We start from the raw sequence: 19,918 nt of genomic DNA on the forward strand, positions 1-19,918 counted from the left end.
AGCACCTCTACTAATATTATATTATTTATTGCACTTTATAACCCTGCTCTGCTCTCAACTCAATCAGTTGTTGAAAGCGATAAAATGCTTGATTAAAACTATTAAAAGCTTCGTATTTATCACAGGCTACTTGCCTTTGATACTTTGCCAATCCAGATATCTGTCTAATTAACCAGTGATTAGTCAAATCATGTTCCAGTTTTACAATAACAAAAAGAGCTGGTATTTGATTAGGCGCTTCTTTGGTCAAGTATACGTACATAGCATCCATTCCTAAGCGGCTTAATTGATTCGCTTACTTGAATTATGGTTAATATCTTACAAAGCCGTTAGAAGAATTCCGAATGAGTTAATTACAAAAGATAAAATAGTGATTTTTAATAAGTATTTATTACAGAAATATTTAGTTAATTTTTCAAACAAACAGCTAGTAATCACTATTTAAGTAGTAACCACTATGGCTGTTTTAAATTTTTTCTAGTGTTTCAAAGTGAACAAATGAATCTTGGTAGTGCCTCAAAAGTATGTCTAAAGACTGGTTTGTATGATTTTCACTCAACGCAGATCTTTTCAAAGTATGTAGCACTTGTTGTATAATCATCATATGTTAGTAAGGTGTTTTTGGATGAGATAACGTTTGTGGCAGTGGCATTAGGGATACTAACCTCTAGAAAAGATGAAGCTTTTCAAACATTACAAACCTTGTTGAAACCCTTTAAAATCAAGGTATTTTGTACAGATGACTGGGGAGCATATAGCCGACATATTCCAGGTGAATAACATATTATAGGAAAAAGAAACACTCAAAAAATAGAGCGAAAACACCTAACGTTAAGGACTCGTATTAAACGCCTTACCAGAAAAACCATTTGCTTTTTAAAGACCAATCAAATGCATGATATTGTGATTGGACTTTTTATTAATCGCTATGAGTTTGGCCTTCAAATATGAGTAGACACAGTTTTGAGTCACTACCCCAAATTCCTAGTGCTCAAGCATGTCGATGGTTGCATGAGGATACTGCTGCTGGCGATTTTGAAACGATAGAATTGAGGAATTTTGAATAACACCTTTATCAATATTGATAGCCTTTCGGATAGTGTCACTTTGCTGCCAGCTGCTATAGCCCTCTATCACAGTTGGTAGATAAACAATTAGAGCGGCCGAGATAGATCGAGAGGCGCTTTCCCATAAATAGCTTGGTGTATGATCAACGGCATAATAATCTATCATACCAATTTTAAGAATTGGATTTTTGAATGTAGTCGGCTTAGCAAAATAAAACCCCATTCCTTCATCGCAGCTAACATCAATAATAAGACAGCCAGGTTTGAGATATGAGCTTTCATTTTCAGTCACATAGAGAATAGGGTGATCAGTTTCTTGATAGGTTCCGTTTATAATTATATCTGATTCTTTGATCAAGCTCTTTAACGGGCGTTCAACCCCATCATGCTCGACTATCAGCATACGTTCGTCACCTGTTTTGTCTGCACAAACACGGACATAATGACAATCGAGTATTTCTTCACGCACCTCGTGATCAGGGCGTTGAATACAGATAGTAATATCTCTAAACCCATGAGCTTTGAGTGCATAGATAGCGCCGCGACTAACTGCACCAAAACCAAAAATAATTGTTTTACGCCTATTTCCGTAATGCCCATCAATACCTTTAAGTTGTAGTGCATGTAAGACTGCGCAGTAGCCTGCCATTTCATTATTCTTATAAAAGGTATGACGACCAACCTCACCATTGGGGCCCCAAATGTACATATCTTCAAACGCAATAAGTGTCTGCTTGCGATCAATTGCTGTTTGTGTAATGGCTCGTTGTTGCGTGCAATGTACATACCCCCATAGAAGACCACCTTCACGAAGTGCTTGTAAATCTGCGAGTACTGGTTTCGCAATGATGACTGTACCTAGATCAGCCAATAACTCTTGCCTTGACGCAATCCCCCCAGTCTGATTAGCAATTTCTGAGTCAGCAATACCAAAGGGTGCTCCATAGCCTTTTTCGAATATCAATTGACGAAGAATGTGTTCAGGAAGGCGTGAAAAATGTCCTGGATGAATAGCTACTCGTCGTTCATTTTCTTTTTTGGAAGTCCCTATGACTCCCAATGATAATTTACTCATAGCATTTCCTTTGTATGCACTACTTACGTAGCGTAATTGAACTGTACAATGGGAGGATAACTCTGCCTCCTTGACAAAGATACAGTACAGTAGTGCCCCCTTGGCAAGTATGTGTCAGCAGAAATATTTTAATTAACTACCCACAACTGTCGAGAGGACACGAAACAGCGAAATTCAATGAAATTAAAGACATTATTGTAGAAGATTGTTGTAACAACTACGCCGAGATTGTTATTACCCGCCATGATGGTTCTGAGTTTGTATTATATATTGATCAAACCAACCAAAGTAACAAGGTGTTTTCAACAGAGCTGATGGAGTACTGGTCTTTATCCCGCAAAGAGCAAACCAGTTAACCATGATAGGCAAGTTAACTACTGTTTAACTTGCGGTAGCACTTTCAATTACTATAAAAGCGCTACTGGATCCATAGTAATAATGTCTATCATGAGTAACAAAGCAAAACCTAACTAAGAGGCTTCTTTATGCTGATGATATTCTTTAATTAGTGCTTGCTGTAAGTCAGCTGGCACCACTCCATAGTGACTGAATGTCATTGAATAGAAACCCTCTCCACCTGTTAATGACTTTAACCTGGACTGATAATCACTGATTTCCCTTAACGTCACTTGCGCTTTAATTTTGATTTTTCCACCAGGCAACGCTTCAGTACCGCTAATAATTCCTCTAAAACTAGCAATATCTCCTGAAATATCCCCCATACATTGTGCTGGCGCGGTTATTTCCAAATTTACTGTTGGTTCTAATATAACAGGTTTCGCTTTATCAATTGCGTCTAAAAAAGCCTTTTTACCAGCTGAAACAAAGGCTATTTCTTTTGAATCAACAGGATGATGTTTACCATCATAAACCATCACTCTGACATCCTGAAGCGGATAACCTGCAATGGCTCCACCTTCCAATACCTGCTTTACTCCTTTTTCTACAGCAGGAATAAATTGCGAGGGAATAACGCCACCGGTAATTTGATTAACAAACTCAAAACCTGCCCCCCGTTCTAACGGCTCAACCTTAAGAAAAACTTCACCAAACTGCCCTGCCCCACCTGTCTGTTTTTTATGTCGACTATGGCCAGCGGCAGGCTGAGTAATTGTCTCCCGATAAGCAATACTGGGAGGCCGGGTTGCTACTGCCACATTCATTTGCTGATGCATTTTTTCTAATATTATTTTTAAATGAAGCTCCCCTTGCCCACGAAGTACAGTCTCATTCATAGCCACTCGCTGCTCCACAACCAACGTTGGATCTTCTGCCACAATTTTATGCAGAGCATCTGATAACTTTTGTTCATCACCTCTTCTGACCGGCTCTATCGCCAAACCATGCATTGGAGGAGGTAAATCAATAGGTATTAAATGGTAATGATCCTCATCATGAGAATCATGTAATACATTGTCGTATTCTATTTCATTCACTTTTGCCACTGCACAAATATCGCCTGGTATCCCCTTACTGATTTCTTGGCTTTTTTTACCTTGTAGTTTTAGTAGGTGAGATACCTTAAATGCTTTTCTATTATCACCGATAAAGAGTTGGGTATCAGGCTTAATGGTACCTTGATGAATACGAAACATCGCGAGTTTTCCTACATAAGGATCTACAGCAACCTTAAACACATGAGCAATCACATGCTTATCAGAATCAGCAACCACCTTAACCGGTGCCACTTTTTCCCCTTCTCCTTTAATAAATTGAGGTAAATTACTTTCGAGGGGACTAGGCATTAACTGTTTAAAAATCTGCAATAATTCTTTAATACCTGCTCCTGTTTCAGCCGATGTAAAACAAATAGGGATAAGATGATTCTCTCGTAATGCTTTTTCAAATGGGTCATGTAATTGACCAGGGCTGAGTGACTCTCCTTGCTCTAAATACAGTTCCATTAATTGATCATCCACTTCCACAACCTGATCAATCAATTGGTTATGTGCCTCCTCAACTGAACTAAAGTCTGTCTGCTGGTTTTCATCAGGAGAGAAATAGCAATCAGTTACAGCCTCACCATTCTTAACAGGTAAGTTTAATGGTAAACACTCTTCACCAAATGTTGATTGAATTTGTTCGATAAGTTCTTGGTAATTTATCTGCTGACTGTCTATGTGATTAACAATAATCATCCTACATAGTTTAAAGTGCTTAGCAGATTCCATTAATCGCTCAGCTACCATTTCAACCCCTTCAGCGGCATTAATCACCAGTGCAGCCGCATCAGCCGCAGCCAACACACTCATCGCCCGAGCAGAAAAGTCAGGAAATCCTGGGGTATCTAATAAATTAATATGAGTATTTTGATAATCAAGACTACAAACTGCTGGGTAAAGTGAATGGCCCTGCGCTTTTTCTTGCTCATCAAAATCACTAAGGGTTGAGCCACGACTGATTGACCCCATCGTATTGATGGCACCAGCGGTGTACAATAACCGCTCAGTTAATATTGTTTTACCTACCCCAGTATGACCAATAAGGGCAATATTTCTAATATCATTTGTAGTATATGTCATAATGACGCTCTTCCTGAGATGCCTGAGTCCTTGTTTTCCTTAACATACTACTCCTGTCAATACACTATTGACAAAACGTTGTCAAACATTGAAATATTATGACTTACCCGTCACTATGACATTATAATGAACAGCCTTGGAAAATGACCACCTATGTTTGACCAACAAGATGCTATACCCAGTACACAAGATGTACTATCAAAGCAGTTACAACAACGTGGTTTTATCATTAAGCCTTATTACTTAAGAAAGTCTTCTTTTCAATTAGGCTATCAGCTCACTATTAACGGTTTTCAGCTTGTCTACCGGCTGGAAGGCAACACAGTCATATTTATTATTTACCGGCGAATGTCGGCACGAAATAATCTTAAAAACCCCTTTTTAGTATTTGATGCATTTCTTTATTTATTATCATCAATACCTGAAGTGCATGAAGTAAAAGGCTCCGCAGATGCATTGCAAGCATGTTTTACTAACCCACTTTCCACAGAAAAGCTAAAAGTCATTTATAAACAATGGTTCAATGGCCAAACCAGCCATTGGGAGCACGGTCAAGAGTGGTTAGCTCTTCAACTCTCAGATTATCGCCCTTATTTTCCGCTTAAAAAGCTGCAAAGCATTATTCATCAGCATTTACAAACCAATCATTAACAGCCTTTTCCAGGGCAGTTAGCTGATTATCAATGGTTGTGTCAATAACTTTAATAGGTGTCTCAATTTTACAGCCCATTCCTGTAATACTGCTATCAGGCAAAACATTCCACTGAATATCAGGGGCCATCTCCTTAATATCATCTAAGCGATCTTTAACACTGGTTAACATGGCAGGTGCCACTAATAAACTTAACTGTTGGCAGTCAGTAGTTTGTGCTAATGCTTGAGCAACACACGCTTTTACCAGCGCAATATCATCGTAGTCAGCGATAATTTTTTTAACCGACTGCAATACAACCTGAACTAACTCTGCCGCCAACTGCGATTTAAATTGCGCACATTCCAGTAATGTACGATTAATTAATACTGTCTGTTGCTGCTGAGCCTCTGCTAAACCTTGGTTAAACCCCTTTTCCATTTCCTCCTGCTGCAATATTTTAGCGTCTGCTACAATACCAGCAGCCTGTTGATTCGCGTGCTCAATCAGCTGTTCTGCAGACAAAAACTTCGCATACTGCTCCCGCTTGATTAACTTAGTTCCTGGTGCTACTTGAAAGTCACCTTGTGTTAAGTTAGTGATCGAAAACATGCGGGCACACCTGATGAATCAGTTTTTCTAACATTTTGCTTAAAGTGATTAACTGCTCCCCCAACTCAGGAAAAGGCGAAAACTTTTCCAGGGAAAGGCTAATGGGTAACTTCAACTGCAATCGTTGCCACCAACCATCGGTTGAATTTTCTAAACAGGCTTGCCACACAGCTAGACCAACAATTAATAGTTGCTCACAATAGTGCTCATTGATAGTTAACTCTGTAAGCCACTGATCAATAGAAGCGATAGGCTGATGATATAAAAATAAGCCGTTAGTTAAAGCAAACTGATACCATTGCTCACCAATTTGCTCTTTAATTAGCAATTGTTGCTGGCGCCAAATAGTTTGCTTAATGGTATGAGAGTGTAGAGTAACACCAATGGCCAATAGCCATTGCAGAATACTCTCGTGATCAAGTAGCGCAATTCGTTTCAACGGTTGTTGAAAGTCATAATCAGGGCAGTGGGATAAGGCTAAACTGTTAAGTAAATATTGGTCTACAATAGCCGTAAATCGGTGATCCACGGCTATCGTCTGCCACCAGGGTTCCTGCTCAAATACAGCTAATTGGCTTGGATGCATGGTATTAAGTAGCGACCAGTTAAACTCTGCAATAGCTACCTCAAGTGTTGTACTCAACGATTACCTCATCAATACTCAATTATTCATAGCCAATGCAAACGTTTTAAAGCAAACCAGCCTATTAACATAAGATGAATAACACCAATATCAGAACAACAATTACACAGTTAAAACTGCTAGCTGGCTTTGGCCTGCTGGTTATTATTACCCTTTTTTAGCTTTAACCACCAGCCTACATTACTAAGCAATAATAATAGTAATAAACCACTCAGCCATCCCCAAAATACCCCTTGAGAATTCTTTGCGAGACTAACGCCTAAAGCTGAGGTCATTTTTGCTTTTATTGATGATGTTTCTTGTTGGGCTGTAGGGAATAACACAACACTGATCTTATCGTAATCAAGCCCTTCAATACTGTTATTGACTAGCAACTTAATTTGTGGAATATAAGATGATAAATCAACATCAGCGTGATGCTTAATAAATACTGCAACAGAAGAAGGTGTAACAGACTCAGTTTTACGTTGTTTCGCTTTAGGAAGCACGACATGCACTCTGGCAGTCACTACACCATCAATCTGCGTAAGTGTTTCTGCTAAGCCTTGAGACAGTGCATAAACCAGTCTGGCTTTTTCTTCAGTAGGCGATGAAATGAGCCCTTCTTGGGGGAAAATTTCTTTGATAGAGGCAAATTTTTCTTTAGGATAGCCTTTAGCTTTCAGCAAACTAATTGACTCAGCCACCTGGCTTTCTGGAACCTTGATAGCCACCGTTTGCTCTTTACCAGGTTGTTTTTCTGCAGCAATCCCCTCTGCCAATAAAATACTCAACATGTCGTTTGCTTCAGTTTCCGCTAAACCGGAATAAAGCTCAATTTTACAACCCGTTAGAATAACGGATAAGAACAAGATAAAACTCAGTCTTTTTAGCGTTATAAACACTATTTTACTACCTTACCGTTTACGTCTTACTCTTGTTTTCGAATAGCCAGTGCTGCTGGTAGACAGCTATTGTGCTTTCAAAAAAGTGTCGACATGTTGTGTTGACTTACTGGCTATTTTGGTAATTAGCTCTTCCTGCAAATGTTTTTTTGCAAGCTCAACCTGCATAGCCATAATTGCTTGCATTGATAGTGGATCATCTTGAGCTACCTCCATAGAGCTAGACAGCTTTTGATCAGACTTTTCAATCGATGCTTTTACATTTTCCACTAGTTCAACCGCTTGATCAGTAATACCATTTTCTTCTGTCATCATAGCGTCAAACTGCTGAATATCATCACCTCTGGCAGCCCCGCCGTCAGTTAAAGGGCTATCAATTGCCACCGTTATACTATGGAACACAGCTTCAGTCATCAGTGATCTCCTTAAGCAAGGCTTGAGCAAAGGGAACAACTGCCGGCTCAGGGCTATTGATGAGTATTTTTAACAACTGTTCTGCTTCATTGTTATGGCCTAGCTTCATTAAGCAAAGTGCTTGATATGCCTGCAACATATCCTGTTCTTTTACAGTAGAGAAGTTTTTTAAGGTTACTAATGCTGCTTCAGGCTCATTTTGGTTTAGCTTCAATAAAGCTTGCCCCAATATAGGCGCCAACTGTTGCGGATGTTGCTGCTGCATTGCAGCGAAAATACATTGTGCCTCGCTATTCATTCCCTGACCAACAGCAATAAAGCCAAGCTCAACTAACAATTGTGGCAAATGATTATTTACCATACACTGCGCCTCATTAAACTGTATTATGAGCTACACCATATTACCGGCTATACCATATTGCGAATAGTGCTTTGCAACGTCTCTTTCATTGTTTTAATCGTGTTACTTTGTAAGTTAGTCACAAGGTTCCAACGATTCATCATATACTGAAACTTAAGTAAGTCTTGCTGACTATTAGGATCCATTGATCTCTGAAAAGCTTTCAACTCACTTTCAACTTTTGCTGTTTGACCACCTATTACATTGTTTACTTCTTCAATATTAAAAGCCATTTATCACCTCGTTTAAGTCTGGCTGACTTGCATTACGCACTTTAGCTATCACTTTTTCAGCTGCTTGCAAAGCCTCTAAATAGTGTTGCTGATAATGAAAGGCTTGCGGATCTAGCCCCATGGCTATTTTTGCTTTTACCTGTTGCTGTTCTTCACCCAGTTTGGCCAGTAGCTGATGGGCCAAATCCTCACCATGCGGACCGGTTAACTGCACCTCTAAATCAGTTAAAAGTAGTTCAGTTTGCATAATTTTCTGGCTTGATAGTAATTTTTACTACTTGGTCTTGGTTACGCAGTTTAATAAAGTCATTATCAATTTTCGCTAGCCGATAACCATTCGGTAGCCTGGCACCCACCATATATTTCTGGTTATTTTTTAATACAATGTAAGGAACACTGCCAATACTAATACTTTTTACGGGGAGATGCAGTGGATCATCAGCAAAAAGCGGCATATTACGCGTTTTAATCAGTCCTGACTGGCCAATGTTTGTTTCAAAATGCTCAATCAGCTGGTTAAGTTTATTTTCCAACTTCTGGTTAATTTCTCCACGAATTTCGATATAGTTGCCTACTGAAACAATTTGTAACTGACCCAATAAATGGTTTTCTTCTAATACCTGAGTTAATGCTGCGATATGTTGGCGGCTAGAATCAAAATCAACCTGGTAGCCTTTTAAGCCAGGCACATCATGTTTAAGCATTTTTTCCACTTTGGCCCAACGTTTCCCATTATCTAACAGCCCCATTAATCTAACTTCACCAGCCGTTTTGCCTGAAGTAACGTTAATATGTCCCAAACCATTATTATCAAGAATAAATTGCACTGAGCGAATAATATCAGCTTCGACATAAAGGTTAATTCTATTAAATAAAGAAGCCGACTCCAGCTCATTTTTTAGCTGCAACTTGCTTTCTGTATCAGGTACATAGCCTGTTAACAACAGCCGCTGACGGGAAGCTTGCCAAGTGATCTTGACATTCTCAAGAGTTAATTGTTTCACTACTTGTTGGGCTTTTTCTAAAGGCGACAATTGCTTAGTTGGCTGCACACCTGAGTCGACTTTTTGTGGCCAGGCAAAGCTAATAAACCAAACCAGCAAAATAGTGCCAGCAACACTAGACAATAAAGCTAATCCACGAGAGTAATGAAACTTACTTTTCTGAGTCAACTTTTTTTTTGGTTGTTTTTTAGCTGAATTATTTATCTGCCTATTTGTTGGCTTTTGATTGGTACGAGATGGCACAGAGTCAGCAAGAGGTTCATCAGCTGTGATCGATTCATTATCCTTTACTGCTTTTTCAATTAATGCCCAAGGCTCATCGAACCGAGCAACCGCAATAAGCAATTCACCTGCTTGTAACTGCTGTTGAGATACCAAACTGATGAGTAATTCTGTTTCTGGCTGCCCATCAACAAGTAACTCAAAAGGCTCTTCTCCACGCTGAAATCTAAGGTCTTCTACAGTAACAATCAGCCGCCCCAGCAAAGCAGGCACGCCATTATCCTGGAAGACAAGATCTGCCGTATTAATGTCCGAGCCAAGCAGAAACTCCCCTTCAACAAGCTGAATTTCAGCACCTTGATGAGTGCCAGATAGTACTTTTATTTTCCACTGCGGCTTCATGATGAGTTACCTTCAGCCAAATGGATTAAATGTATTATTGTTCTTATCACAAGGTGCCCTGTTGTACAGGTTTAATGTAAAAACCAGACTGCCCATTCGTTAAATAGCAAACTTCTGTATGTACTTTTATCTGCTGTCGCTTTAAAGCGTTCAAAATTGCTTGAGCCGATTTTTTTGAATGACAAAACCCTGCATCTGGCACTGCCCGGTTAGCGGATAAACGCTGATTAATTGATGGTAGTTGAGACAATGCCATAGCATTTTGGGTTAACTCATTAGCGACTTTTAATGGGTCAGCTACTATTCTAGGTTGTATCAAAAAAAGCCTGACTATTTTTCGCTTAGTTTTTTCAGTAGAGCGAAATAAAGCCCCTATGAAGGGAATATCACCTAATACTGGTACTTTATTTTCAGTTTGCTCTTCACTATCTCTATATAACCCGCCAATTAATAAACTTTGCTGTTCTCCCACCACTGCCTGGGTACTAATAGTTGCTTTCTGAGTCGTTGGGATACTGTCGACCTGATCATCTGTTTGGTTACCATCTTCAATATTGATATCCATATGGACTCTGTTAGCACCGCGTTCTGACACGATGCGTGGCGTAACTTTTAATACTGTTCCTACTGTTACTGGCACCAGATCTACTTCTTCCTGCCCTGCAAGACGTACATAAAATGTTGTGCTTTGATCAAACACTGCTTCTACATTGTTTAGCGTGAGAACTGTTGGTTGCGATAAAACTTGCGCCTTTCCATCTTCTGCTAGCAAACGGATTTTAGCAAGAAAGAAATCTGAGCCTTGGGTAAGTAACGTACTAACTGGTTGACTTGTTCGAGGTTGAGTTACTACTTCAAAAATACCATCTCCGGATCTTTTTTGAGCATACCAGTTAATTCCCAGCTCATCGATATCACTACGACTGATGTCAATAATTGATAGTCCTATTTCAACTTGTCCTTGTGGCTGATCCAGCTTGCGGATTAAATCTTGGTAGATTGGCATTTGTGCTCTGACATCTCTAATCAATACAGCATTCTGTCTTGGATCAGCTTCAATGGTTGGGCCTTGCATTGCTGCAGGTAACCCGCTGGTATCTGCTGTTGGATTAGTTGGGGAGGTAGACGACTGATGAGGAGCAGACTTAACTAGTCCCTGTCCCTTTAGTTTGGTTAAGCCATAAGCATCATTTGTAGTATTTGATTTGGGTGGCTGATTTCCCCTGATCATTTGATTTAATATGGTTGCAATACCCGGCATTACCACTTGCTTACCACGAAAACTATATTCCCGATCAACTGCCCAGGCATACTTTAATGGGAATACTTCTACCACCATTTGATCTTGTTGCTGGTTAACTATTTTTTTCTCCAGCGCTGCCACTGTTTCACTGACAAGCTCAACATAGCGTGGCGGACCTGCCACATACACTAAATCTTTACTTGGAATCACTCGCCAGTTAAAACGTCTATCCCAAATCCCCAGCTTATCTAAATACCTTTTCAATTGACTGGCATCTAAAAAGCTGGTGAGCTTAATCAACTTGCTTTTAGTTTCATTGGTTTTATAGATGTATAAAATATGCCCATCAAAATACCAGGTTAAATTATAAACTTTGGCAAGATAATCCAAAAAAGCTATGGGGGTATCCTGTTTTAACTCACCATTTACCGTATCATCCACCGCTTCACTAATGACTACTGGAATACTGTAACTTGAAGCAAAACTGGTCAGAATTTCACCCAGCGATTGGCCACGTGCCACATAACTAAAAGGCTTTCCTGACCAATTGGGCTGAGCAGAAAAAACGGTGCCAGGATACCAAGCTATCCACGCCAAAATGAGCACTTTACTGTATAGACGACTTAACTGCATTAACACGGCTAGGGAAACCACACATTACTATTGGTTAATTTTTGCGAGTGTGACTGTTGAATAATCAACAATAACTCATCTGCATAATTAAGCTGCGCTGAAATGGCTGCTTCAAACTGATCGCTTGTTAACCCATTTAAAACCAATTGTCGCTGTAGTTGCATTTGTTTTTTATCGGTCGTTATCAAGGCATCTTGGTAATCACTCGCTCTTAATAACGCTAGCTGGTAGATACGCGCTAACTGATGAGGGTAATCTATCAGGTCATCACTCAACTGACCAAACGCTGAAATAATAAAAACTCGTTGTCTAGCTGTAAAAAGTGTCAATGAAATCGAGCCATCAACATCAAGCTGATACGTACTATCACCACTTATTTGCCATTGACTTATCTGTAATTTTTTAGTTAATGAGTCTACAAGTGCAGCTAAAGTAACCAACGATCAGCCTCAATATTACAAATGTTTACTTCACAGGATAGTAGCCTAAATGATCACACTAAAAAAGAGGTATTTTTTAATATAAAAATTCCTACGTTTATTATATATCAGCAAACTGTGAACCAATCATTATTTTAGGCGCGTTACCCTAACTATTGATAGCAAACAATATAAAAAATTATTTTTAATACTTAAAATTAGTCGACACTAAGATACTGCTATTTATAGGTATGTCAGTATTTTCTATTTTAAAAGCAACATAACTTCAAACGCTTAGTGCTATGCTATTGATGCTACTTAATGGCTTGTACATCACTAATAGTTGTCGTCATAAAATCGCAACTACCACCTTTACATCGATATACTTTGATTTTCTACAAAGCGATTTTCGATTAAATAGTGTAAACCAAATGTTAATCTAATAACCAAAAAGTCAGTAACTGATCTGCTACTCAATAATTGGCTATTTTAGAAGTCATTATTGCATTTTACGCGCTTGACTCGGTGTAATACCAAAGCGACGTCGATACGCTTGAGTGAAATAAGACTGACTGGAAAACCCAGCCTCAAAAGCCACATCAACAATACCTACATTACTGGTTAGCAGCAATTCATGAGCATATTGCAAGCGTTTTTCATTTATCCAGGCACGAGGTGACATACCAAATTCAGAGTCAAACATTTCTTTAAAAGTGGTTAAACTTGCACCAAACTCTTTAGCGTATTGCTCAAGCGACCAAAGCTGCATAAAGTGAGTTTCCATAAACTGACGCAACCGAATAGCATTCTTGCTAGTTGATTGGCGCAAAATAGCTGCAAACTCACCGCCTTGCGGGCTATATAATAAGAGTAACAATAGCTCTTCTATTTTTAATAAGCGTAGATTTTCAGGGTGATCATATTTAAACAGACTACAAATAGAGGTAATACTTTGTTCGATAAGCCCACCCGCATCAAAAATAATCACTGAGCTATTACTCGGTACAGACGCTGAATATTGCTCTGCAACCGCTTTTCCATGCTTGCTGATAAAATGCTGCAATGACCACGAGCAAATAGAAATTTCTATGCTCTGAAAGCGGCCATTATCTTCAGCTAAATGATTAGATACCAAGTAGCTGCCTGAACGTAAGTAAATCCCTTGCCCCGCATTTACAATATGTTGTTTATTAGCAATTTCTAACTCAAATTGACCAGAAATTACAAGTATTAACACATCTTTTTCATAAAATTTGGTACGATACCGAAGCTCATCGGTTACCACATTACTCACTAATAGGCTTTGTTCCCAAGATAATGCACTAGATACTGAAGAGCTCGCTTGCATAAAGGTAGTTCCCACAATGAGTTATTAAGTAAAGTCATTGTTGTTGTGATTATTCCAATAGGTACGCACACTAACCAAATAAGCTAGTCATTATCACTTACCTGATTGGGTTACATTCAAAAATGAGAAAACCAAGGACGCTTCTAACAAAATGCCCGCCCAGTCAAACTATAATGTTATCCAACAAAGATCAAGCTTGCTTATTAAACAAGCACGTTAGAATTATAATTATTTTTATGCCACAACTGTTCATTATTTAGACTAACAAACAGCTTAATACTTGTTGTAGTGTATATGTACTTACACAAAAAGTCGCGCTAGTTGTGGTGAAGTGACGAGGTTGATGCCTGCTTGACAACACGAGTTAGCAGTTAGTTGGCGTTTCACCTTACAACCTCTGCATGATGATTTTTAAATAACCACGTTATTTTTTTAATCCGCATTAGTACTTAAATTTTCAACAATATACTTAAAAAAATATTGGTCAAACAATTAATTCAAACGATTGATTGCCGATTATTTAATCTAAATTATATTGTTTTTTCTACCAATTACCATTGTAGGCTTTCAGCAAAAAAGCATAAATACAACATAACTAGAACAGGAATACTAAAAAAATAAAATAGATGAAGCGTATTAGTTGAAGCCATACTGCATGAATGCAGTAGTTATAAATATCTTATCAAACAGAAAAAGCAATGGGAGTCAACCTCCCATTGCCTGAGAAGTAGTTGTGTACTATTTAGGCATTAATAATTTTACCAACAGAGCTATTCTCTGCGTTCAGCATTTCTTGAAGCTTACTCTCCAGGCTTTTAATAAGATCAGAAGCATCCTTACGGAAATCAGTAGCAGCTTGACGAGCAGCTGAGTGTTTAGTCTGCTCCGCTTCAGTTTCTTTAGAGCCCGCTTCCTCCAGTTTAGACTGGCGCTGAGTTACCCCATTAACACTCTGCCCTGTACCATTCAGACCAGCTGACCAAGCGGTTGCTTTCGCAGAACGGTTATCCATAAGGCTGTTAAACGCTCTTTTCGTTTCAGCGTTAAAATCCAAATCTTCTTTTATACTAGGCCCCTGCTTCAAGCCAGTAGGTCCTTCTTTTATCGCCTTAATGTTTTTAGCACCCGCTTTCATACTAAAAGCACCACCAGCAATTGATACTACCCCACCAACAATGGCCCCCACTAAAGCAATATTCCCTGATTTAACTATTTTTTCAGCAATATCATAAATAGCCTGAGTTTCCATGCTTAACTCTGCCTGCTTAATTTCGTGGGAAGATTTTTTTTGCTCCCGAGCAGACTCCATCATTAACCTAATGGCTTCCAATATAATATTGGTACTTGAGGATTTACCTCCCCCTGCAGCTGCTAGCTCTGTTGCAAGCGACGTTAAGCTTGCAAGCGTGTGAGGCTGGGTTGGTGCATCCAACACTTCATTGGCTGCTGGACCTGCTCCAGCAACATTAGCTGCTTCATAGCTAACAGGATTTGAAGTACCAGTGGAGATAACAGGCTCCCCTGCCCCTCTAACTGCTGCACTACTTATGTCGCTATTAAATGTAATTGACATATAAATACCTTTTCCTGATTACGCAGAAATTCGTTGATTAAGCTTGGCGTTGCTGGTTTGTTGACCAGATAAAATCTCATTCACTACACTTGCCAAGTTCAAAATACGATCAAGAATATCTTTTATTCGATCACTCTCATCATCCATGATTTGCTGTAGCTTAAGTAAAAATGCTTTTAAATCCATTGCCTCAGCTTTTGAGTCATTCGCAAATTTCTGCTTAACACCTGAATAAATTTGGGTTGCACCTGTTGCTACTTGCAAGCTGGCTTCTACAACCCGAGTAATTTGAGGGATGGCTTTAACCAATTTTGCTACAACATCAGTGGCAATTTTGGCTGCTAATCGACCAAACGAAGCAGCCACTGATGCTCCACCACTTACAACAGCTGCCGCAATACCAGCTGCTACAGAAACTGCCATTAATGTCCAGCCCGCCGCTTCTTTGGCTTTTTCCTCACTCATACCAAAAGCTTGGAACATTTTGGCGACACCGGCTTGTAGCCAGCCACCGGTTTCTTCAGAAATCTGATTTAATCCTGTAATCACTGCACAGGCTATCAATGCTACACCGGCTGCTGCACCTACGCCCGTTGCAATTAGCACAGCTCCTACAATGGCAGTCACTGCCGTCGCAATCCAGCCAAATAACTTACCAAAGAAGCCACCTTTTTTAGCTTCTTTTTGCTGATCCATGGACTCTTTTAATTTTTCCATGCGTTCTTCAGCAGCTAGTTTTTTCTCTTGGCGGGTGGTATTAATTGTTTCTTTTGCAATAGCAAAATTTTCTTGACTCATCATCGTTTGCAACATAGCAAACGCCAATGCTTTATCTGCTAAAGCATTTCCTCTCGGCGCGGTTAAAGAGGGTGCAGCAGAATCGGCGCGAACCTGCGGATTAGCATCTGATTTTGCAGCTTCAGTTGGCACACTGGTTGATGTTGCAGATGAAATAATATTTTTAACGTCTGCTAAATCAGTGGCTGTATCAAAACCCGAAATCGCGCTGGGAAACATGATTGAATCGGTCATTTGACGTCTTCCTGTTTTTTTAAAGTGGCAGTAACCACTCGCAATTTTTGCTCCGCATGCTGTTTTAACGACTGATATTCTTGGTTTTCATTAGCCCAATGAATAGCCGCCGTAAAACCACTTTCTGCTTCTTTTAAGTTACCTAATGCCAAGTGACACTCTGCGCCATAAAAAGGTGGTCGTGGGTCGTTAGCATCCAGAACAGAAGCATAGCTGAACGCATCAATCGCCAGTTGATACTGCTTCATCATCTGACGACAAGCACCAAGACCTATAAAATACTTACTTTGATAGTGATCTAAATAGCACAAAAACTGAAATACTTTATGCGCATCTTGGTATTTACCACTTTCGTAGAGGCTATAAGCCATACTATACATAGCTTCGATAGACTCATCACTGATTGCTCTTAGATCACGTATCGCCCCTCCACTAGCAAAAAAATCCAGCAAGTCTTCTGGGGTTGCAGGTGTTTGATCGGCCTTTTCAGTTGTCGTCATACTACTTAACCTTTACTAAACATTACGCGCAACAGTCGACTTGCTTTCACCGTCTTTCTTAACAGTGTTAGAAGCAAGCTCAAAGCTTTGGTTAAACTTTGTTAAAAGGGACTGCAGACGAGTTGTTTCTAATTGGTTTTGGCTAGAAAACTCATCAATTTTGGTTTTCAAGTTTTCAATGTTAATACTCCACTCGTCTTTATTGTGTATTAAATCACCGCCAGTTTTATCATATTCAACACCATGACTCTTAAACCATTCAGCCATTGCAGGAGGCATATTACTAGAGCCATCATCACCGGCTTGGTTTTGCAATACTCTTGCTTGTTGCAGCCACTGGTTAGCATCTTTCAACAAGTTATTACGCTGTTGAATTTCAGCAAACTGGTCTTGGATTCTTGCTTGAATATTGTTTGCTTGCTCCATCATTACAAGCATGGCCATTGCATCAATACCCATACCCAAACCAATTGCCGCATTAGGTGAGCTTACAGCATTTACTGATGACATTTTATTTTCTCCTAAATTAGATTTTAATACCACGTGGCCTACGTTTTATTGATGTACGAGAGCCAGAACCAATTGAATACTCTTTCTGCTGCGCCAACTCACTGTCTAGCTGTTGGTTGAACTGTGCTAGCTGTCTATCCAGTTCAGCTTGCTCAGCAGGGGTGAGGCTCAATTGGTTAGGTAGGCCTGCTCTCAACATATCCTGTTGTAAACCTTGAAAACCTGCTTGTATGTTTTCAAATTCTTTATATTGTCGTTCTGTATCTGAAATTATTTGTTGTATTTTTTTTTCAATCAATTCATCTGATGCGCTCATAAAACAACCAGTCTGCCAATGAAAACCCAATCAAAAATCTAAAAAGATGACGACTAAAAACATCTATAAACAATTGACTTTCTTTGATAGTACGAGCCTTGAACAATATCCACTGTCAAGAAAAGCCGGGACTTTTTATAGATAGCACTCTCTTTACTACCACCTGTAACCATTAATTATCTCGACATAAAATCAACAATAAATAAGCTGTTACCGATTCTCTATCTTTACACTTATTCTGCCTTCAATCACCAGAGCCTAATCACCCTAGCAAAAAGGTTATTTATCGATAAAACATAAGCACTCTCTAAAATAAACTACTTCCGAGGCCTACCATCTATAAAACTTATCTAACCAAAAAGCTAGGAATATTTTTTGATGCATTTTCATACAACACTAGTATTGCTGCGCTTAACTCTGAATCATAATGCATTCGATATCTTGTTACCTATTTAATAAATATATCGAGTTTATTTGAACCAGTAATTGTGACAAAGCACAAATTTTTGACTTTAAGTAGCCGACATTTTTGAAGAATCACATACTTATCTAATATACCTATCTAATACTTGTTTTTACCACCTCATCCACTCGCTCAAAAAACAAACATATTGGCGTATAATTAAATAACAAGAATGTTTATTATTTATCAAGATAGTACCATACGAAACACAACAAACCTCAATAGCTAGCTGCTATTTATTGAAGGGTAAAATTACTAACAGGGACTAGAGTTCATTATTAATCCAGCTATCGAGCAAATTTAAATAATTAAAAGCAACTTTACAGGTTAGCTATTATTGTACAGATGAACATTACATTTATATTACACTAAAGATTATGTTTTCAGTTGCACCAATATATAAAGTATATAGGCCAAACATTAAATACCATTAAAATACCGAAAAAATACAAAAAAAAGAGAACTTTTTTTCATTATTATTTTTATCTGCTTTTATTTATTGAAGTTGCAAAGTTATTATCGCTGTCGAGAGTGAGGATTTCGGCACTTTATGCTCAGACAATCAAAAGTTTATTGTTATATTTGTGTGATAGCGATATAGCTTATTCTATTGAGCCTCTTTAAACAGCTTCACTACAAATATATTAATTTTTTTCACTTTCCTAGCTATTGAAAAAATAGACTATCCTGTAAGCATATTGCTAGGAACAAAACTATGCTAGAGGACTATGCAATCTACCGCACTGTGATAGAGCAGGTGCTACGGGAGGAAGAACAACTACCCAGCTTACCCACGATTACGATGAAAATCCGTGCTGCGCTGACCCAACCTAATACGACGAATAACCAACTGGCCAAGCTCATCAAAGCAGACCCAAGCCTAACTGCCCTTTTGTTGAAATATGCCTGTAGCCCTCTTTATCGCACGCGGGTATCACCCAAATCACTAACAGAGGTAATTGCTCATTTAGGCTGGGAGACTGTCGACCGTATTGTCATGAGTCATAGTATTAAAAGCTTATTCACCATGCAGTCACCTCAATTGAAAAAATTATTTCATATTGCGTGGGAGAGACAAAAACTGAAGTCTGCGATCAGCTATACAATTGCCAAACAACTATCCTATAAGCCGCTAGAAGAAGTTTTGATTGCTAGCCTGATTAGTGACCTGGGAACACTAGCTGTACTTTCTGCCTTCAAAAGTAAAAAAGACATTCCCAGTGACAAAACCTACTACACATTATGTAGGGAATACAGCAAATCATTAGGAATTGTTCTACTCAAAAAATGGGGAGTCAATGAGCATTACATTGAAACCATCCGTTACTCTGGTAACTGGCAGGGTGATACTGGTGATGGCTTTACCCTAATTGATTTAATCAATCTTGGTTTATTCAGTGCTATTCGCATACTTTCACCACAAGTAGAATTACCTGCGATTAATTCTCTTGTTGCCTTTCGTAAACTACCTGAGGAACTTACCGCCGTTACAAGCAATAACGAACTGCAACTAGTTAATCAATATAAACAGGAAATAAGCTTGATAGTACAAAGCTTTTAAAAAATAGCCAAACTGAATGACGGGAAAACACCGGAAAAAGGGCAGTAAATTTTAAATAATTTCTGCTGTAGATTTAATTAAAGAGAACATAACTCAAAATAGATGGCGGTGAGGGAGGGATTCGAACCCTCGATACGCTATTAACGTATACACACTTTCCAGGCGTGCTCCTTCAGCCACTCGGACACCTCACCATAAAAAGACAGCCTTA

At 39.0% G+C, this 19,918-nt stretch carries 22 protein-coding genes, 1 tRNA gene and 1 pseudogene; 4 read left to right on the forward strand and 20 right to left on the reverse strand.

Features of this window, described 5'->3' with window-relative positions:
* Positions 1-25 precede the first annotated feature (25 nt).
* Entirely contained in the window at positions 26-262 is a 237-nt protein-coding gene (locus OQE68_RS00240) for a hypothetical protein (RefSeq protein WP_180568352.1), read from the reverse strand.
* Between the two features lie 395 nt (positions 263-657).
* Here OQE68_RS00240 and OQE68_RS00245 point away from each other — a divergent pair.
* Positions 658-951 (forward strand): annotated as a pseudogene (locus tag OQE68_RS00245) (IS1 family transposase); the annotation flags it as partial.
* Between the two features lie 33 nt (positions 952-984).
* On the opposite strand, the gene OQE68_RS00250 reads toward OQE68_RS00245, so the two are convergent.
* The gene (locus OQE68_RS00250) at positions 985-2,142 is read right to left on the reverse strand and encodes a N(5)-(carboxyethyl)ornithine synthase (RefSeq protein ID WP_180568350.1); all 1,158 of its coding nucleotides are present in this window, start codon (positions 2,140-2,142) and stop codon (positions 985-987) included.
* Positions 2,143-2,234: 92 nt separating this feature from the next.
* On the opposite strand from OQE68_RS00250, the gene OQE68_RS00255 reads away from it, so the two are divergent.
* The gene (locus OQE68_RS00255; protein WP_180568349.1) at positions 2,235-2,498 is read left to right on the forward strand and encodes a hypothetical protein; all 264 of its coding nucleotides are present in this window, start codon (positions 2,235-2,237) and stop codon (positions 2,496-2,498) included.
* A gap of 114 nt (positions 2,499-2,612) precedes the next feature.
* On the opposite strand, the gene fusA is transcribed toward OQE68_RS00255, so the two are convergent.
* Complete coding sequence (gene fusA, locus OQE68_RS00260; RefSeq protein WP_180568348.1) at positions 2,613-4,664, reverse strand: elongation factor G; 2,052 nt, start codon at positions 4,662-4,664, stop codon at positions 2,613-2,615.
* Positions 4,665-4,817: 153 nt separating this feature from the next.
* Here fusA and OQE68_RS00265 point away from each other — a divergent pair, with 153 nt between their 5' ends.
* A complete protein-coding gene (locus OQE68_RS00265) occupies positions 4,818-5,315 on the forward strand; it encodes a hypothetical protein (RefSeq protein ID WP_180568347.1) in 498 nt (165 codons plus the stop codon).
* On the opposite strand, the gene sctL is transcribed toward OQE68_RS00265, so the two are convergent.
* The 16 genes from sctL to OQE68_RS00345 all read right to left on the reverse strand — a co-directional run bounded on the left by sctL (position 5,284) and on the right by OQE68_RS00345 (position 17,683).
* Positions 5,284-5,907, reverse strand: a complete 624-nt coding sequence (gene sctL / locus OQE68_RS00270) for a type III secretion system stator protein SctL (protein WP_180568346.1) — start codon at positions 5,905-5,907, stop codon at positions 5,284-5,286. The genes OQE68_RS00265 and sctL overlap by 32 nt on opposite strands.
* A complete protein-coding gene (locus OQE68_RS00275; protein WP_180568345.1) occupies positions 5,891-6,550 on the reverse strand; it encodes a SctK family type III secretion system sorting platform protein in 660 nt (219 codons plus the stop codon). The genes sctL and OQE68_RS00275 overlap by 17 nt, the downstream gene beginning before the upstream one ends.
* Positions 6,551-6,669: 119 nt before the next feature.
* The gene (gene sctJ, locus OQE68_RS00280) at positions 6,670-7,434 is read right to left on the reverse strand and encodes a type III secretion system inner membrane ring lipoprotein SctJ (RefSeq protein WP_266195403.1); all 765 of its coding nucleotides are present in this window, start codon (positions 7,432-7,434) and stop codon (positions 6,670-6,672) included.
* A gap of 66 nt (positions 7,435-7,500) precedes the next feature.
* Positions 7,501-7,848, reverse strand: a complete 348-nt coding sequence (sctI, locus tag OQE68_RS00285) for a type III secretion system inner rod subunit SctI (RefSeq protein WP_180568344.1) — start codon at positions 7,846-7,848, stop codon at positions 7,501-7,503.
* Complete coding sequence (locus OQE68_RS00290; protein WP_180568343.1) at positions 7,841-8,209, reverse strand: tetratricopeptide repeat protein; 369 nt, start codon at positions 8,207-8,209, stop codon at positions 7,841-7,843. Before OQE68_RS00290 ends, sctI begins: the two co-directional genes overlap by 8 nt.
* Positions 8,210-8,256: 47 nt before the next feature.
* Positions 8,257-8,481, reverse strand: a complete 225-nt coding sequence (locus OQE68_RS00295) for an EscF/YscF/HrpA family type III secretion system needle major subunit (RefSeq protein WP_180568342.1) — start codon at positions 8,479-8,481, stop codon at positions 8,257-8,259.
* Positions 8,471-8,728 carry an EscE/YscE/SsaE family type III secretion system needle protein co-chaperone gene (locus OQE68_RS00300; protein ID WP_180568341.1) on the reverse strand — a complete coding sequence of 86 codons (258 nt, stop codon included), beginning with the start codon at positions 8,726-8,728 and terminating at the stop codon, positions 8,471-8,473. The genes OQE68_RS00295 and OQE68_RS00300 overlap by 11 nt, the downstream gene beginning before the upstream one ends.
* On the reverse strand, positions 8,718-10,109 hold the full coding sequence (gene sctD / locus OQE68_RS00305) for a type III secretion system inner membrane ring subunit SctD (RefSeq protein ID WP_180568340.1): 1,392 nt from the start codon (positions 10,107-10,109) through the stop codon (positions 8,718-8,720). The genes OQE68_RS00300 and sctD overlap by 11 nt, the downstream gene beginning before the upstream one ends.
* 46 nt (positions 10,110-10,155) lie before the next feature.
* The gene (gene sctC, locus OQE68_RS00310) at positions 10,156-11,985 is read right to left on the reverse strand and encodes a type III secretion system outer membrane ring subunit SctC (RefSeq protein ID WP_180568339.1); all 1,830 of its coding nucleotides are present in this window, start codon (positions 11,983-11,985) and stop codon (positions 10,156-10,158) included.
* An 8-nt stretch (positions 11,986-11,993) separates the two neighbouring features.
* Positions 11,994-12,425 (reverse strand): CesT family type III secretion system chaperone, encoded by a 432-nt coding sequence (locus OQE68_RS00315; protein ID WP_180568338.1) that lies wholly within the window; start codon positions 12,423-12,425, stop codon positions 11,994-11,996.
* 478 nt (positions 12,426-12,903) lie between these two features.
* Positions 12,904-13,752: a helix-turn-helix transcriptional regulator gene (locus OQE68_RS00320; protein ID WP_180568337.1), complete on the reverse strand. Its 849-nt coding sequence runs from the start codon at positions 13,750-13,752 to the stop codon at positions 12,904-12,906.
* A gap of 742 nt (positions 13,753-14,494) precedes the next feature.
* Positions 14,495-15,325 carry a hypothetical protein gene (locus OQE68_RS00325; protein WP_180568336.1) on the reverse strand — a complete coding sequence of 277 codons (831 nt, stop codon included), beginning with the start codon at positions 15,323-15,325 and terminating at the stop codon, positions 14,495-14,497.
* An 18-nt stretch (positions 15,326-15,343) separates the two neighbouring features.
* Positions 15,344-16,357 carry a type III secretion system translocon subunit SseC family protein gene (sctE, locus tag OQE68_RS00330; protein ID WP_180568335.1) on the reverse strand — a complete coding sequence of 338 codons (1,014 nt, stop codon included), beginning with the start codon at positions 16,355-16,357 and terminating at the stop codon, positions 15,344-15,346.
* On the reverse strand, positions 16,354-16,857 hold the full coding sequence (locus OQE68_RS00335) for a SycD/LcrH family type III secretion system chaperone (RefSeq protein ID WP_180568334.1): 504 nt from the start codon (positions 16,855-16,857) through the stop codon (positions 16,354-16,356). The genes sctE and OQE68_RS00335 overlap by 4 nt, the downstream gene beginning before the upstream one ends.
* 15 nt (positions 16,858-16,872) lie before the next feature.
* Positions 16,873-17,367: a hypothetical protein gene (locus OQE68_RS00340; RefSeq protein ID WP_180568333.1), complete on the reverse strand. Its 495-nt coding sequence runs from the start codon at positions 17,365-17,367 to the stop codon at positions 16,873-16,875.
* 16 nt (positions 17,368-17,383) lie between these two features.
* Positions 17,384-17,683: a hypothetical protein gene (locus tag OQE68_RS00345; RefSeq protein WP_180568332.1), complete on the reverse strand. Its 300-nt coding sequence runs from the start codon at positions 17,681-17,683 to the stop codon at positions 17,384-17,386.
* A 1,178-nt stretch (positions 17,684-18,861) separates the two neighbouring features.
* Here OQE68_RS00345 and OQE68_RS00350 point away from each other — a divergent pair.
* A complete protein-coding gene (locus OQE68_RS00350) occupies positions 18,862-19,707 on the forward strand; it encodes an HDOD domain-containing protein (RefSeq protein WP_180568331.1) in 846 nt (281 codons plus the stop codon).
* Between the two features lie 103 nt (positions 19,708-19,810).
* Here OQE68_RS00350 and OQE68_RS00355 read toward each other — a convergent pair.
* A tRNA-Ser gene (locus OQE68_RS00355) sits at positions 19,811-19,901 on the reverse strand.
* Between the last annotated feature and the right edge of the window lie 17 nt (positions 19,902-19,918).

Source organism: Spartinivicinus marinus, assembly GCF_026309355.1.
GTDB lineage: Bacteria > Pseudomonadota > Gammaproteobacteria > Pseudomonadales > Zooshikellaceae > Spartinivicinus > Spartinivicinus marinus.

What these genes read in the sequence shown, in the direction of transcription:
- sctI (WP_180568344.1), bottom strand. Translation starts at nt 7,848, where the DNA reads ATGACTGAAGCTGTGTTCCATAGTATAACGGTGGCAATTGATAGCCCT.
- sctL (WP_180568346.1), bottom strand. Translation starts at nt 5,907, where the DNA reads ATGTTTTCGATCACTAACTTAACACAAGGTGACTTTCAAGTAGCACCA.
- fusA (WP_180568348.1), bottom strand. Translation starts at nt 4,664, where the DNA reads ATGACATATACTACAAATGATATTAGAAATATTGCCCTTATTGGTCAT.
- OQE68_RS00345 (WP_180568332.1), bottom strand. Translation starts at nt 17,683, where the DNA reads ATGAGCGCATCAGATGAATTGATTGAAAAAAAAATACAACAAATAATT.
- sctE (WP_180568335.1), bottom strand. Translation starts at nt 16,357, where the DNA reads ATGACCGATTCAATCATGTTTCCCAGCGCGATTTCGGGTTTTGATACA.
- sctD (WP_180568340.1), bottom strand. Translation starts at nt 10,109, where the DNA reads ATGAAGCCGCAGTGGAAAATAAAAGTACTATCTGGCACTCATCAAGGT.
- OQE68_RS00290 (WP_180568343.1), bottom strand. Translation starts at nt 8,209, where the DNA reads ATGGTAAATAATCATTTGCCACAATTGTTAGTTGAGCTTGGCTTTATT.
- OQE68_RS00250 (WP_180568350.1), bottom strand. Translation starts at nt 2,142, where the DNA reads ATGAGTAAATTATCATTGGGAGTCATAGGGACTTCCAAAAAAGAAAAT.
- OQE68_RS00325 (WP_180568336.1), bottom strand. Translation starts at nt 15,325, where the DNA reads ATGTCAATTACATTTAATAGCGACATAAGTAGTGCAGCAGTTAGAGGG.
- sctC (WP_180568339.1), bottom strand. Translation starts at nt 11,985, where the DNA reads ATGCAGTTAAGTCGTCTATACAGTAAAGTGCTCATTTTGGCGTGGATA.
- OQE68_RS00295 (WP_180568342.1), bottom strand. Translation starts at nt 8,481, where the DNA reads ATGGCTTTTAATATTGAAGAAGTAAACAATGTAATAGGTGGTCAAACA.
- OQE68_RS00335 (WP_180568334.1), bottom strand. Translation starts at nt 16,857, where the DNA reads ATGACGACAACTGAAAAGGCCGATCAAACACCTGCAACCCCAGAAGAC.
- OQE68_RS00265 (WP_180568347.1), top strand. Translation starts at nt 4,818, where the DNA reads ATGTTTGACCAACAAGATGCTATACCCAGTACACAAGATGTACTATCA.
- OQE68_RS00340 (WP_180568333.1), bottom strand. Translation starts at nt 17,367, where the DNA reads ATGTCATCAGTAAATGCTGTAAGCTCACCTAATGCGGCAATTGGTTTG.
- OQE68_RS00240 (WP_180568352.1), bottom strand. Translation starts at nt 262, where the DNA reads ATGTACGTATACTTGACCAAAGAAGCGCCTAATCAAATACCAGCTCTT.
- OQE68_RS00300 (WP_180568341.1), bottom strand. Translation starts at nt 8,728, where the DNA reads ATGCAAACTGAACTACTTTTAACTGATTTAGAGGTGCAGTTAACCGGT.
- OQE68_RS00320 (WP_180568337.1), bottom strand. Translation starts at nt 13,752, where the DNA reads ATGCAAGCGAGCTCTTCAGTATCTAGTGCATTATCTTGGGAACAAAGC.
- OQE68_RS00350 (WP_180568331.1), top strand. Translation starts at nt 18,862, where the DNA reads ATGCTAGAGGACTATGCAATCTACCGCACTGTGATAGAGCAGGTGCTA.